Source organism: Propionivibrio sp. (assembly GCF_029255185.1).
In the GTDB taxonomy this organism is placed as follows: domain Bacteria; phylum Pseudomonadota; class Gammaproteobacteria; order Burkholderiales; family Rhodocyclaceae; genus Propionivibrio.
The window spans coordinates 1-12484 of record NZ_JAPUVO010000116.1 but is presented as its reverse complement, the minus strand read 5'-3'; the positions used below and the strand labels follow the sequence as shown (position 1 = coordinate 12484).

15 protein-coding genes are annotated in these 12484 nt (G+C 58.2%); all 15 read right to left on the bottom strand.

Going from position 1 to position 12484, the window contains the following annotated elements:
- Positions 1-3 precede the first annotated feature (3 nt).
- Positions 4-1101 carry an ABC transporter ATP-binding protein gene (locus Q1J43_RS10315; protein ID WP_301102411.1) on the bottom strand — a complete coding sequence of 366 codons (1098 nt, stop codon included), beginning with the start codon at positions 1099-1101 and terminating at the stop codon, positions 4-6.
- Between the two features lie 23 nt (positions 1102-1124).
- Positions 1125-1604 (bottom strand): extracellular solute-binding protein, encoded by a 480-nt coding sequence (locus Q1J43_RS10310; RefSeq protein WP_301102410.1) that lies wholly within the window; start codon positions 1602-1604, stop codon positions 1125-1127.
- Positions 1601-1840, bottom strand: coding sequence for an extracellular solute-binding protein (locus Q1J43_RS10305; RefSeq protein WP_301102409.1), 240 nt, complete (start codon positions 1838-1840; stop codon positions 1601-1603). The genes Q1J43_RS10310 and Q1J43_RS10305 overlap by 4 nt, the downstream gene beginning before the upstream one ends.
- 3 nt (positions 1841-1843) lie before the next feature.
- Positions 1844-2122 carry an extracellular solute-binding protein gene (locus Q1J43_RS10300; RefSeq protein ID WP_301102408.1) on the bottom strand — a complete coding sequence of 93 codons (279 nt, stop codon included), beginning with the start codon at positions 2120-2122 and terminating at the stop codon, positions 1844-1846.
- 107 nt (positions 2123-2229) lie between these two features.
- On the bottom strand, positions 2230-3588 hold the full coding sequence (locus tag Q1J43_RS10295) for a TRAP transporter large permease (protein WP_301102407.1): 1359 nt from the start codon (positions 3586-3588) through the stop codon (positions 2230-2232).
- On the bottom strand, positions 3579-4073 hold the full coding sequence (locus Q1J43_RS10290; protein ID WP_301102406.1) for a TRAP transporter small permease: 495 nt from the start codon (positions 4071-4073) through the stop codon (positions 3579-3581). Before Q1J43_RS10290 ends, Q1J43_RS10295 begins: the two co-directional genes overlap by 10 nt.
- Positions 4074-4144: 71 nt before the next feature.
- Positions 4145-5125 carry a TRAP transporter substrate-binding protein gene (locus Q1J43_RS10285; RefSeq protein WP_301102405.1) on the bottom strand — a complete coding sequence of 327 codons (981 nt, stop codon included), beginning with the start codon at positions 5123-5125 and terminating at the stop codon, positions 4145-4147.
- A 176-nt stretch (positions 5126-5301) separates the two neighbouring features.
- Positions 5302-6264 (bottom strand): Gfo/Idh/MocA family oxidoreductase, encoded by a 963-nt coding sequence (locus Q1J43_RS10280; RefSeq protein ID WP_301102404.1) that lies wholly within the window; start codon positions 6262-6264, stop codon positions 5302-5304.
- 4 nt (positions 6265-6268) lie between these two features.
- Positions 6269-6658 (bottom strand): lactoylglutathione lyase, encoded by a 390-nt coding sequence (gene gloA, locus Q1J43_RS10275; protein WP_301102403.1) that lies wholly within the window; start codon positions 6656-6658, stop codon positions 6269-6271.
- A 41-nt stretch (positions 6659-6699) separates the two neighbouring features.
- Complete coding sequence (locus Q1J43_RS10270; protein WP_301102402.1) at positions 6700-7458, bottom strand: SprT family zinc-dependent metalloprotease; 759 nt, start codon at positions 7456-7458, stop codon at positions 6700-6702.
- The gene (locus Q1J43_RS10265; protein WP_366141878.1) at positions 7442-8188 is read right to left on the bottom strand and encodes a lysophospholipid acyltransferase family protein; all 747 of its coding nucleotides are present in this window, start codon (positions 8186-8188) and stop codon (positions 7442-7444) included. Before Q1J43_RS10265 ends, Q1J43_RS10270 begins: the two co-directional genes overlap by 17 nt.
- Positions 8185-8721: a D-glycero-beta-D-manno-heptose 1,7-bisphosphate 7-phosphatase gene (gene gmhB, locus Q1J43_RS10260; RefSeq protein ID WP_301102401.1), complete on the bottom strand. Its 537-nt coding sequence runs from the start codon at positions 8719-8721 to the stop codon at positions 8185-8187. Before gmhB ends, Q1J43_RS10265 begins: the two co-directional genes overlap by 4 nt.
- 8 nt (positions 8722-8729) lie before the next feature.
- A complete protein-coding gene (glyS, locus tag Q1J43_RS10255) occupies positions 8730-10811 on the bottom strand; it encodes a glycine--tRNA ligase subunit beta (protein WP_301102400.1) in 2082 nt (693 codons plus the stop codon).
- Positions 10808-11713: a glycine--tRNA ligase subunit alpha gene (gene glyQ, locus Q1J43_RS10250; protein ID WP_301102399.1), complete on the bottom strand. Its 906-nt coding sequence runs from the start codon at positions 11711-11713 to the stop codon at positions 10808-10810. The genes glyS and glyQ overlap by 4 nt, the downstream gene beginning before the upstream one ends.
- Before the next feature lie 419 nt (positions 11714-12132).
- Positions 12133-12484 (bottom strand): hypothetical protein (locus tag Q1J43_RS10245; protein WP_301102398.1); only part of this gene is annotated, 352 nt, incomplete at its 5' end.

Genomic DNA, 12484 nt, shown 5'->3' with positions numbered 1-12484 from the left:
GCTTTACGCCTGGGTGCTGGCGACGATATCGCCGGCAAACCACTGGACGCTGGTCAGCCCGGCGCGACAGCGATCACCCTGGACAAACAGCAACTGGCGGGCAAGGCATTCATGGCTGGGTAAGGCGGCCCGGATCAGGGTGCCGGCAATATCGATCAGGTAGTCGACCTGGGCGCCGAGAAAGCTTGCGCGGCGAACGATTCCGGGCAGTCCGTCATGTTCGTTCCGGTCGCGATAGAGCAGCACGTCGCTCGGGCGAAAGCCCGCACTGAGTTGTACTCCCGCTTTGTCCGGTGGCGGACCGACCCAGGCCGCCATCGAGCCGCCGATGTAGAGCGACTCGCCATCGCGGCGTACCGGCAAGAAATTGGCAATGCCCAGGAAACGGAAAACGAAGTCGTCGCCCGGATGTTCGTAGACCTCTTCCGGCGCACCGATCTGGCGCAGCGCCCCATGCTCATCTATCACCGCCAAGCGGTCGGAAATGCCCAGCGCGATTTCCTGATCGTGCGTGGCATAGAGAATCGTGATTCCCAGCTTGCGCTGCAGCGCCTTGATCTCGAAACGCATTTCCTCGCGCAGATTGGCGTCGAGATTGTTGAGCGGCTCGTCGAGCAGCAGCAGGTGAGGTTCCGAGACCAGGGCGCAGGCCAGCGCCACCCGCTGTTGCTGGCCGCCGGAAAGCTGAGATGGCATGCGTGCCTCAAGACCGTCGAGTCCGACCAGTCCAACCGTGCGCAGCGTGCGTTCGCGTAGCGCTGCGGAATCAGTTTTCGCCAGTTTGAGCGGGTAGGCGACGTTGTCGAAGACGTTCATGTGCGGCCACACGGCGTAATCCTGGAAGACGACGCCCAGGCCGCGCTGGTCGGGCGGAATCAGCAGCCCGGTCGCCGCGTTGGCGACCACCTTGCCACCAATGGCGATGCTGCTGCTATCCGGCGTTTCAAATCCAGCCAGCAGTCGCAGCAAGACGGTCTTGCCGCAGCCAGAAGGGCCGAGCAGGGTAAAGCACTCACCGTCATCAAGGGACAGCGACAGCCCGGACAGAATCGACCGCCCCGCATACTGCTTGCTTATGCCCTCGATGCGAACGTCAGCCATGCTTCAGTGCCGGTAGCGGGAAATTATTTCTGCATCATGTCGGTGAATTTCTTGATCGTCGTTTCTTTCTCGGCCATGATCTGCTGATAGTCGATTTTCATCGCGCGCTTCATAGCTTCTTCAACCGGTGGTAGCTTGAAACGCTCGGGAATCTTGACGTCGGCGCGTACCGGCAGCGTGCCTTCGTTGGCGATGATCGTCTGACCATCCTTCGACAGCACGAAGTCCACAAATTTTTTCGCCGCCTCGACATTGGGACTGTTGCGGAAGATCGCGATGGGGCTCGGGATGACCAGCATTTCGGGCGGGTAGACCAGCGCCAAGGTGGCGCCCTTGTCGACCTTGTCGAGCGTGATGTAGTCCACCGCCAGGCTGGCCACCAGGTCGCCCGATGCCGTATCGTCGACCACCTGCCCGGAGCCCTTGCCCATCTTGGCGCCATTGGCGCGCAGACCTTCGAAATAGGACCAGCCGAAGGTCTTTGAGAGGACGGCGACGCTCATGTAGGCGGTTCGTAACCGGAGAGTGCCGGATTTGCAATGCCGTAGGCCCCCTTGAAAGCCGGCTTTTGCAGGTCTGCCCAGGTCTTGGGCGGCTCCTTGATCAGGCGCGTGTTGTAGGCGATGCCGAGGGTGCCGAGGCGAACCGCAGTGAACGAGCCATCGTAATCGGGCAGCGGATTCAGCAGCAGTTTTACCTCGGCCGGAATATACGGCAGCAGCAGGCTTTGTGCCTTCATCTGCTAGAAGTCGGGGACTTCGCTGGTCCACAGCACGTCGGCCAAAATATTGCCCGATTCACGCTCGGCGGCAATCTTGGCCATCAGCTTGCCGGCACCTGCAGACTGGAAATCGAGTTTGATGTCGGGATGTTTCTTGATGAAGGCCGTTTTCAGGTCACCGACCATCGATTCCTTCATCGAGGTGTAAACATACAGTTTTTGTTGCGCGACTGCAGTCACGGAAAAGATACCGAGCAGCATCGCGGCAGCACACAGTGGAAGAACTCTCATGGAACGCATGGTAGTTCTCCTGTAAGAATGAACTGCATTTCAATCGTCGGTACGCGTGAAACTGTATTCCTGTTGCGTGGCTGTGAAAACGAGTTGATGCCAATAACGGTTCGCTGTCAATACACCGGCGCACCCTTGAGCAGGCTGGGAATCCACAGGGAGAAAGCAGGCACATAAGTAACCACCGCCATCACGGCAAAGAGGGCGCCGTAAAAGGGCAGGATGCTCTTCATCACCTCCTCGACCGAGACTCCGCCAATGGCACAACCGACGAACTGCGTCGTGCCGACCGGCGGCGTATTGAGCCCGAGTGCACAGTTGAGCAGTATGACCATGCCGAACTGCACCGGACCCATGCCCATCTGGATGGCCAGAGGCAGGAACAGCGGCGTGCAGATCAGGATCGTCGAGGCCATGTCCATGAAGGTGCCGAGGATGAACAGGATCAGGTTGATCAGGAAGAACATTATGTAGGGATTGGTCGTCGCCGTCAGCAGCAGCTCGGCCGTCTTGTCCGGAATCTCGAGGATGGCCATGATGTACTGAAACATCGTCGACACGCCGATCAGCAGCAGCACTACGCCGGTAGTCTTGGCGGCCTTGGCGGCGGCTTTCATCAGCTTGGTCCAATTCATCGTGCGGTAGCCGAGGAAGGTCAGCAGCAACGTGTAAGTCACGGCGATGCCGGCGGCTTCGGTCGCCGTCGTGATGCCGGCGATGATGCAGCCGAGGATGATAATGATCACCAGCATACCGGGAACCGCGGCCACGCACGAGGTCAGCACGGCGTTCCAGCCGGCGAACTTGTCGAGCGTGTGCGAGCCGTCGGCACGGATCGGATAGCCTTCCTTTTTGGCCACCCAGTAGGCGGCAAAGAGCATGCACACCATCAGCACCAGCACCGGCAGCAGGCCGGCAAACATCAGGTCACCGATCGAGACGCCCTTAATCATGATGTTGTGGCCGAGCAGCATGCCGCTGCTCGAGGAGGCGGCGAAGGCATAGATGATCAGGTTGTGCGAGGTCGGCATCAGGGCACCGGCCAGCGAGGCGTGGGTGGTGACGTTGACCGCGTAGTCAGCGCTGTAGCCTTCCTTCTTCATCATCGGAATCATCACTCCACCCATCGCCGAGACGTCGGCGACCGGCGAGCCGGAGACGCCGCCGAACAGGGTGCAGGCCACGACGTTGGCCATGCCTAGGCCGCCGCGCCAGTGACCGACGAGGTTGCGTGCGAAATTGACGATCTTGTCGGCGACGCCACCGTGCAGCATCAGTTCGCCGGAAAAGATGAAGAAGGGAATGGCCAGGAAGGAAAACACGTTCATCCCGGAAATCATGTTCTGGAACGCCAGTTCCAGCGGAAAACCTTCAACCCAATAGGTGGCGATGCAACTCAGGGCAATCGAAAAGGCGACTGGCACGCCTAGCAGCAGGAAGAGCGTGAAACTGATGCAAAGGACGGTCAGTGCCATGATGGAATCACTTCCTTGTCAGTAAACATTGCAATCAGGTGTTCAATCGAGAACAGGATGATCAGCACCCCGGCGGCAATGCAGGGGATGTAACGAAAGGCTTCGGAGATTCCCAGCGTCGGCATCTTGTTGTCCCAGACCGAGTCGGCCATCATCGAGCAGCCCCAGACCAGCGAAATGCCAAAGCAGATGGTGATCAGGCCGACCAGATTGCCGATCCAGAACTGATAGACTTTGGGCAGCAGGCCGATCAGCGATTCCATGCCGATGTGGCCTGCATCGCGCACGCCGGCAGCGGCGCCGAACATCGCGACATTGATCACCAGCACCAACGCCACCTGTTCCGACCACGACGGCGCATCGTTGAGGATGTAGCGCCAGATCACCGAGCCGACGACAACGCCGACGATTCCCAGCAAGCAGGCGACGGCGATATACATCGCCCAACGCGAGAGATGGGCGTTAAGACTTGTTAGCCAATTCATTGCGTTCTTCCAGAAAAAGCCCGAAGGCAGTGAGCATCACCGCTTCGGGCTTCATGACCAAACACCGGCATTTACTTGGTATTGACGATTTCCTGAGCCAGCGCTTTCAGTTCCGGCGTCGGCGAGAATTTGTCCCAGACCGGCTTCATGACGGCAACAAATTCAGCTTTGTTTACATCGGTAATGTATTGGGCGCCGGCCTTCATGGTGATTTCCTTGGAGACCTGTTCCTTCTTGGTCCACAGATCAATGTAGTAAGGGACGGTTTCTTTGGCGGCATCACGAATAATCTGTTGCTCTTCCTTGGTCAGGGTGTCCCAGACTTTCTTGGAGAAAACGAGGACTTCCGGTGACATTACGTGCTGGGTTTCGCTGTAGATTGGGGCGGCTTCGAAGTGCTTGGCCGTTTCGTATGATGGGTAATTGTTTTCAGCGGCATCAACCAGACCGGTCTTTAGCGCTGTGTAAACTTCGGCCATCGGGATCGGCGTTGGGTTGGCGCCCATCGCTTGCGCCAGGCTGACCCACAGATCGGACTGCTGTACGCGGATCTTCATGCCTTTGACGTCGGCGAGGTTGCGCACCGGCTTCTTCGAATAGATCGACCGCGCGCCCGATTCCCACAGTGCCAGACCAATGAAACCATGCTTTTCGAAAGCAGCAAGAATCTTGTCGCCGGCCGGACCGGACATGGCGTGACGGAAGTGGGTGATGTCCCGGAAAATGAACGGGAAGGACGGAACCATGGTTTCCGGGATGATGCCGTGGAAGGCGGCGGTACTGACGCGAACCATGTCCAACGCACCGATCTTGACCTGCTCAACGGTGTCTTTTTCCGAACCCAGCGAACTGTTGCCAAAGACCTTGATGTTGTACTTGCCGTTGGTTTTCTGGCTGACGATTTCGCCGATCTTCTTGACCGTCATCACCGTCGGGTAATCTTGCGGATGAACGTCCGCCGAACGGAAGTCACGTGCTTGGACTTGAGCGGCACCCATAGCAAAGGCGGACGCCAGAACGACGCCCAGGATCTTCTTCAGTTTTTTTTGCATGATTTCCTCCGTGATGAAAACAATTAGATCAAACGCCTCCCAGTCGAACAAGCAGGCCTCCACACCAACTCACTCGAAATATACGCCAAGCCGAAACGCCGTTCAAGATTTTTCTGAAACATAATTTCATTTTTTGAATTCCCGCTACTGTCCGCATTCCGCACGCCTCGCATAGATCAACCCTGGACTTGCACCATGATTCGATCAAGCGTCCGCATATTGCTCAGGGATTCGCCCAGGCCCAACTTTGGCGAACGCTTTTCCAGAATGGCTGCTGAAAAATCTCGGATCTCTTCGGCATAGCGATCAGATTCAGCGATCGCGATAATTTGGCAACCGTTTTTGTCATGTACGGTCAACTGGCCTGCATCATTGAGGAAGGTGTCCGGTGCAAGCAGCATGCCGTCGGTGCCGATGATCTCGCTGTGCATCCGGCCAAAGGCATTGAAGCCACAATGCAGCGAGGCGATAAGGCCATCCTCGTAGCGCAATACGGCGGAAAGATTGATATCTACCCCATGCGGCTTGTCGCACTCGACCGCGACCGAGATGGGCTCGGCGCCGGCAACGAGGCCGATCAGGTTAAGCGGGTAGCAGCCAACGTCATACATCGCACCGCCGCCCAGGTCCGGGTTTTCCTTGATCGTGTTCTGACGATCAAGCAGGAAACGGAAGGTCGAATTGACACTTCGAATTTTTCCGAGCACGCCACTGTCCAGTACGCGGTTGATCTGGCGCATGCGGTCGGTATAGCGATACATGAAGGCCTCCATCAGCAGTACGCCACAGTCGCGCGCGCACTGGATCATCTCCGCTGCCTGGTGACTGTTAAGTGCCAATGGCTTCTCGCACAGCACATGCTTGCCGCAACGCATGGCCCGGATGGCCCATTCGTGGTGCATGGAGTTGGGTAGGGGAATATAAACGGCTTCTACAACCGGGTCCTCGATCAGGGCTTCATAGCTGGCATGGGCGGTGAATGGGCCGGCGGTGAACAACGACTGGAATTCGGCCAGTTTGCTGGGATCACGCGAGGCCAGCGCAGCAAACCGGGCATTTTCGCAGCGCAAAATGGCAGGAACGACTTGCATGCGGGCGATTCGGGCACAGCCCAGCACACCCCATTGAATAGTCTTCATTGGTCTAGGGCACCCTGTTCTGGATCAACTCGATCTTGTAGCCATCCGGATCTTCGACAAAGGCAATGACGGTCGTGCCGTGCTTCATCGGCCCGGCTTCGCGCGTGACCTTGCCGCCCCTGGCCTTGATCTGCTCGCAGGCGGTATAGGCATTGTCGACGTCCAGCGCGATGTGGCCGAAAGCGTTGCCCAGATCGTAAGACGGCGTGTCCCAGTTATGCGTGAGTTCAAGCACGGCACCTTCGCTTTCCTCACCAGGGCCGACGAAGGCGAGAGTAAAGCGACCCTCGGGGTATTCTTTACGGCGTAGCAGGCGCATGCCGAGTACGTCGGTGTAGAAGGCCAGTGAACGATCCAGGTCGCCGACACGGATCATGGTATGCAGGATTCTCATGTGTGTTCCTTGATGGGGGTTTCAGAAATGGCGAAATGCTCTCACCAGTGCGGGCAGTGGGCAGCGAGGTGTTTCAGCTCATCGCGTGCGGCCTTGTATTCGGGATAGAGTTGCCCGACTATGGACCAGAAGCGTGGGCTGTGGTTCATTTCGCGCAGGTGGGCGAGTTCATGCGCCACGACGTAATCAACGATGCTCAGGGGAAAATGGATCAGTCGCCAGTTAAGGCGGATTCCGGTTTTCAGGCTGCAACTGCCCCAGCGTGTGCGTGCGGCGGATAGCGCAAGCGCGGGCACGGTCAGCGTGAGCCGCTCGGCGTAATGCACTAGGCGTTCGGCAAACAGCCGGCGTGCTTTTTCGCGCAGGGTTTTTTCCAGTAAGCGGCCGGCGTCACTCGGTGAGCGCAGGCAGAGGGTCAGGATAGGGGCGGCATGCTCGTTCCAGATGGCACGGTTACTGCCCAGCGCCAGGCGAATCTCCAGTGATTCACCGAGCATCGGCAAGCGCGCGCCATCGACAATCTTCAGGGCATCCGGGCGGCGACGGCTGCGCCATTCGTCAAGTTTTTGCGCTACCCAGTCACTGTGGTGGAGGATCAGCGACTCGACTTCAAGCAGCGAGGCACGACGGGGCGCGCCAACGCGCAAACCGCGATGATCGATTGAAAGACCAATGGTGCGACGTCGCGCGCGGCGCAAAACATAGGGAACAATGCGGTCGCCCAAGGCAATGGTGCGTGGCGTTTCGTCTGCCGCCAGCGGCTTTGTGGTGCCAAGCGGGAGTTCAGCTTGCCACGGCATGGGCAACAGTGAGATAACGGTGCGGCGAAATGCGCCGCATTTCGCCCTCGACCCACTGCTCGGCGAGGGTGGTGATTTCGTCCGCAGTCTTGCCGGTCGGATCAATGGCCGGGCCGATACTGACCGTGATCAACCCAGGTTTCTTGACGAAAGCGTTCCTGGCCCAGAATTCGCCGGCATTGTGCGCGACCGGAACGACCAGGGCGCCGGCATTGAGCGCCAGGTGCGCGCCACCGCTCTTGAAACGGCGCTTTGCACCGGGGGCAATCCGCGTACCTTCGGGAAAGATGACGACCCAGTAGCCGGCCTTGAGGCGATCGCAGCCCTGGGTGATGACTTGCCGCAGGGCATCCATGCCGGCGCTGCGGTCGATCGAAATCATCTTGACGGCGGCAAACGCCCAGCCCAGGAAGGGAATCATCAACAGCGATTTTTTCAGCACGAAGACCAGCGGCGGAAAGATGGCCTGCAGGCCGACTGTCTCCCAGGCCGATTGGTGCTTGGACAGAATGACCGAGGGTGTTGCCGGGATATTCTCGCGGCCGATAACCTGATAGTGAAGTCCCAACACATATTTGCACAGTGCCAGAAAGCAGGCGCGCCATACCGAAATGACCCAGAATCGGAACTTCATCGGGAAGACGATAGCCAAGGTGACGAGCAGGCCGAAGGGGGCGGTGATCAGGATGGCGAGCAGCAGATACAAGAGCGAGCGTAGGAAGGCCATCATGACTTGAGAATACGGTCGACGGCCGCCGCCAGATCGGCAAACACCAGCGTGCCTTCAGGCAATGCTTCTTGCGCCTGTGTTTCTACACCTTTGCCAGTGAGCACCAGTATCGGTCGCGCTCCGGCTGCTGCGGCCGCTTGTAGGTCACGCAAGGAATCGCCAATGGCATAAACCTCGGACAGGTCGGCGTTAAAGCAGGCGCCGATCCGGTTAAACATGCCGGGCTTGGGCTTGCGACATGCGCAATTCGAATCGGCCGAATGCGGGCAATAGAACACCGCATCGATGCGCCCGCCGACCGCTCGCACGGCGCGATGCATCTTGTCATGCATGGCGTTGAGCGTATCCATGTCAAACAGTCCGCGACCGATTCCGGACTGGTTGGTGGCCACCACGACACGGTAGCCGGCTTGCGTCAGCCGGGCGATGGCCTCCAGGCTGCCAGGCATGGCTTTCCATTCGGTCGGCGATTTAACAAACTGCTCCGAGTCGAAATTGATGACACCGTCGCGATCGAGGATAACGAGTTTCATGCCGAGTTTCATACGCCCAGTTTTGAAATATCAGCTACTGCATTGAGTTGGTCGAATAGCGCCTTGAGCAGGCCGAGACGATTGGCACGCACAGCGGAATCATCGGTGTTGACCATCACCTTGTCAAAAAAATGATCGACCACGACACGGACCGAGGCCAGCGCCTTGAGTGCGTCGGCATAGGCCTCATTGGCAACGTGCGCCTTGACCCGTGGTGCGATTTCGGCAACCCGTTCATAAAGCGCCTTTTCGGCGTCTTCCTGCAATAGGGCGGGATCGGGTTCGGAGAATTGTTTGGCGCCCGCGCCTTCAGATTTTTTCAGGATGTTGCCGATGCGCTTGTTGGCGGCAGCTAGCGCCAGCGCGTCGGGCAGGGCAAGGAAAGCGCGCACAGCGTCCAGTCTGGCCGGAACGAGGTCAATGCGGGTTGGCCGTTGCGCCAGTACGGATTCGACAATATCTTGCGCGTAACCGGCCTCCTTGAGCAGGCCGCGTAGACGGTCGAGAATGAAGTCGAGCAGCGGTTCGGCGACCGGTGTCATCAGTACGCCGGCGGAAAATCCGGCTTGTGCGTCGGCAATCAGTTCGGCGAGATCGAGCGCCAGCGGTGACTCCATCAGGATGCGCAACACGCCGAGTGCGGCGCGGCGCAGGCCGAAGGGGTCCTTGTCGCCGGTCGGGAGCTGCCCGATGCCGAAGAAACCAACCAGGGCGTCAAGCTTGTCGGCCAGCGCGGTAGCACAGGCGATCTTGCCCTGCGGCAGGGCGTCACCGGCAAAACGCGGCTGGTAATGGCTTTGTACGGCATCGGCAACGGCGGCGTCCTCGCCGTCATGCAAGGCGTAGTAACGTCCCATGATGCCCTGTAACTCGGGGAATTCGCCAACCATGTCGGTGGAAAGATCGGCTTTAGCCAGGCGCGCCGCGCGGGCGGCCAACGAGGCGTTGGCATCGAGGCGAACGGCGATTTTCTGGGCCAGTGCTTCAAGGCGCTCGACACGTTGCAGCACCGAGCCGATCTTGTTGTGATAGACGACACTGCCAAGCTTTTCCAGACGTGAAGCCAACGTCGCCTTGCGGTCTTTGTTGTAGAAGAAACGCGCATCCGAGAGGCGCGGACGAACGACGCGGGCATTGCCGCCGATGATGTGCTGCGGATCGTCCACCTGCATATTGGAAACAATCAGGAACTTGTTGATCAGCTTGCCCATGCAATCGAGCAGCGGGAAGTACTTCTGGTTCTGTTGCATGGTCAGAATCAGGCATTCCTGCGGTACTTCGAGGTACTCGGCCTCGAACTCGCCGACATAGACGGCCGGCCACTCAACCAGCGCGGTCACCTCGTCGAGCAGACCGTCAGCCGGATTGAGGCGGGCGTTCAAGGCGGCGGCCCTGGCGTTAAGTTGCGCGGCAATCGAAGCGCGGCGTTCGGCGAAGCTGGCGATGACCTTGCCGGCGGCCAGTTGCGTTGAATAGTCCTCGGGTGTGGCGACCACAATCTCGCCACTGGACAGGAAGCGGTGCCCTCGCGTTCGGTTGCCGCTTAACAGGCCAAGCAATTCGCCCGCAACAACGCGTTCACCGTGCAGCATGATCAACCCATGCACGGGGCGAACGAACTGGTGCTCGGAATCCCCCCAGCGCATGAGCTTCTGGATCGGCAGTTTCTTGAGCGCCTGGGCGACAATATTAGCCAGGTGGGTGCTAAGCGTTTCGCCTTTCATTTCGATGCGGGCCACGAAGGATTCGGCCTTGCCGTCGCCGATTTTATGCAACTGCGCGAAGGTGACGCCAGCCGAACGCATGAAGCCTTCCAGCGCCCTGGTTGGTTTGCCTTCGGTGTCGATCCCGCTGCTTACTGCCGGCCCCTTTTTTTCGATGATGCGATCAGCTTGTTGCTCGGCGATGTCGGTCAGCACCATTGCCAGACGACGTGGCGTGGCGTAGGGCGTGCAGACGCTGTGCGCCGAAGCGAAGGCCTGCTCCTTGAGCGCGGCGAATACGCCGCTGGCAAAGGCCTCGGACAGTGCCTTCAAGGATTTTGGTGGCAGTTCCTCGGTACGCAGTTCAATCAGCAAACTGTTGTTCATTTCGCCTCTCCGATGGCGAGCGCCTTGCGCATCGGGAAGCCCAGGGCCTCGCGTGAGTTGTAATAGGACTGCGCGACTTCGCGTGCCAGAGCGCGCACGCGACCGATGTAGGCGGCGCGCTCGGTGACTGAAATGGCACCGCGAGCGTCGAGCATGTTGAAACAGTGCGAACACTTCATGACCTGCTCGAAGGCAGGCAGAGCCAGGTTCAGCACCATCAGGCGCTTGGCTTCGGATTCGTGATCGCCGAAGTGGCGGAACAGCACTTCGACGTTGGAATGTTCGAAGTTGTAGCGCGATTGTTCGACTTCGTTCTGGTGATAGACATCGCCGTACGTTACGCGGTAGCCCGGACCTTCAGCCCAGACGAGGTCATAGACGTTTTCGACGCCCTGCAGATACATCGCCAGCCGTTCGAGGCCATAGGTGATTTCACCGAGTACCGGCTTGCAGGTGAGCGAGCCGACTTCCTGGAAGTAGGTAAACTGGGTGACCTCCATTCCGTCCAGCCAGACTTCCCAGCCCAACCCCCAGGCGCCGAGCGTCGGCGATTCCCAGTCGTCCTCGACGAAGCGAATGTCATGTTCCTGGAGGTTGATGCCAAGGGCTTCCAGCGATTGCAGGTAAAGCTCCTGAATGTTTGCTGGTGAAGGCTTAAGAACGACCTGGTACTGGTAGTAGTGCTGCAGGCGGTTCGGGTTTTCACCGTAGCGACCATCCTTGGGGCGGCGCGAGGGTTGTACGAAGGCGGCATTCCACGGTTCCGGGCCAATGGCGCGCAAGAAGGTGGCAGTGTGAAAGGTGCCGGCGCCGACTTCAATGTCGTAAGGCTGGAGCAGCGCGCACCCCTGTTTGTCCCAGAAATTCTGGAGACGCAGAATGACTTCCTGAAAAGTTGGCATGAAAGGCTTTGTAAAGACCAAATAAATGGCGATTTTACTTGGTTTTATGAGCAAGGCGCGATTGTACGCGATGGCTGGCAGCGGGTGCGATTCAAACTGGTGTGATGCAACCTAGACGAATAAGCATTCAAATGTGTCTGCCCCCCCATGGCACTACAATAGGCGAAATACATAAGGGCTGACCAGCACGCAAGTTGCCTTGCTGAAGTTGATCGACCACGGCACGGCAACAAAGGAGGTCAACTCAAATGGATGCTGCCAAACGGCAGCAACAAATGCGTCGTGACGTGACAGCACTGCGCCACCAATTTACCCAGGGAGGAAGCGGGGTGTTCTCGGAGGTTCTGGCGGGGGCGGACGCTGCCCACGTCATCAATACCGACCCTGACCCTTTAGATACACCTGCTGCAGGTTGCGACTTACGGCCTTAGCAACGTTTTGACACGATCCAAATCCACTTTTGTTTTCAATTTCAAAATAGATGCCATTACCTCGATCCAATGTCCTTTGTCAAAAATGTCATGATAATTTGCACCATACAATACAGCCTTATATGAAAAATAATTTTTTACCAGTCCACGCTTGGTGACGTCCGCAAAAATTGTAGCCAAACCGTCCATTGAAAGTTCTTCTTTACTGGAGAGTGACAAGTTCTCCCCCTTCAGATCGTTTCTTTGGCGAGTCGGAGATTGGATAGTTCTGTTCCCAGCTCGATCCATCGGTCGATGAGAAGCTTCATGCGTTCGTAGTTTTTCAGTTGTTTGCGGATCG

Bases quoted from the DNA above. Each gene is read 5' to 3' on its own strand.
- Q1J43_RS10315 (WP_301102411.1), bottom strand. From the start codon at position 1,101: ATGGCTGACGTTCGCATCGAGGGCATAAGCAAGCAGTATGCGGGGCGG.
- Q1J43_RS10310 (WP_301102410.1), bottom strand. From the start codon at position 1,604: ATGAGCGTCGCCGTCCTCTCAAAGACCTTCGGCTGGTCCTATTTCGAA.
- Q1J43_RS10305 (WP_301102409.1), bottom strand. From the start codon at position 1,840: ATGAAGGCACAAAGCCTGCTGCTGCCGTATATTCCGGCCGAGGTAAAA.
- Q1J43_RS10300 (WP_301102408.1), bottom strand. From the start codon at position 2,122: ATGCGTTCCATGAGAGTTCTTCCACTGTGTGCTGCCGCGATGCTGCTC.
- Q1J43_RS10295 (WP_301102407.1), bottom strand. From the start codon at position 3,588: ATGGCACTGACCGTCCTTTGCATCAGTTTCACGCTCTTCCTGCTGCTA.
- Q1J43_RS10290 (WP_301102406.1), bottom strand. From the start codon at position 4,073: ATGAATTGGCTAACAAGTCTTAACGCCCATCTCTCGCGTTGGGCGATG.
- Q1J43_RS10285 (WP_301102405.1), bottom strand. From the start codon at position 5,125: ATGCAAAAAAAACTGAAGAAGATCCTGGGCGTCGTTCTGGCGTCCGCC.
- Q1J43_RS10280 (WP_301102404.1), bottom strand. From the start codon at position 6,264: ATGAAGACTATTCAATGGGGTGTGCTGGGCTGTGCCCGAATCGCCCGC.
- gloA (WP_301102403.1), bottom strand. From the start codon at position 6,658: ATGAGAATCCTGCATACCATGATCCGTGTCGGCGACCTGGATCGTTCA.
- Q1J43_RS10270 (WP_301102402.1), bottom strand. From the start codon at position 7,458: ATGCCGTGGCAAGCTGAACTCCCGCTTGGCACCACAAAGCCGCTGGCG.
- Q1J43_RS10265 (WP_366141878.1), bottom strand. From the start codon at position 8,188: ATGATGGCCTTCCTACGCTCGCTCTTGTATCTGCTGCTCGCCATCCTG.
- gmhB (WP_301102401.1), bottom strand. From the start codon at position 8,721: ATGAAACTCGTTATCCTCGATCGCGACGGTGTCATCAATTTCGACTCG.
- glyS (WP_301102400.1), bottom strand. From the start codon at position 10,811: ATGAACAACAGTTTGCTGATTGAACTGCGTACCGAGGAACTGCCACCA.
- glyQ (WP_301102399.1), bottom strand. From the start codon at position 11,713: ATGCCAACTTTTCAGGAAGTCATTCTGCGTCTCCAGAATTTCTGGGAC.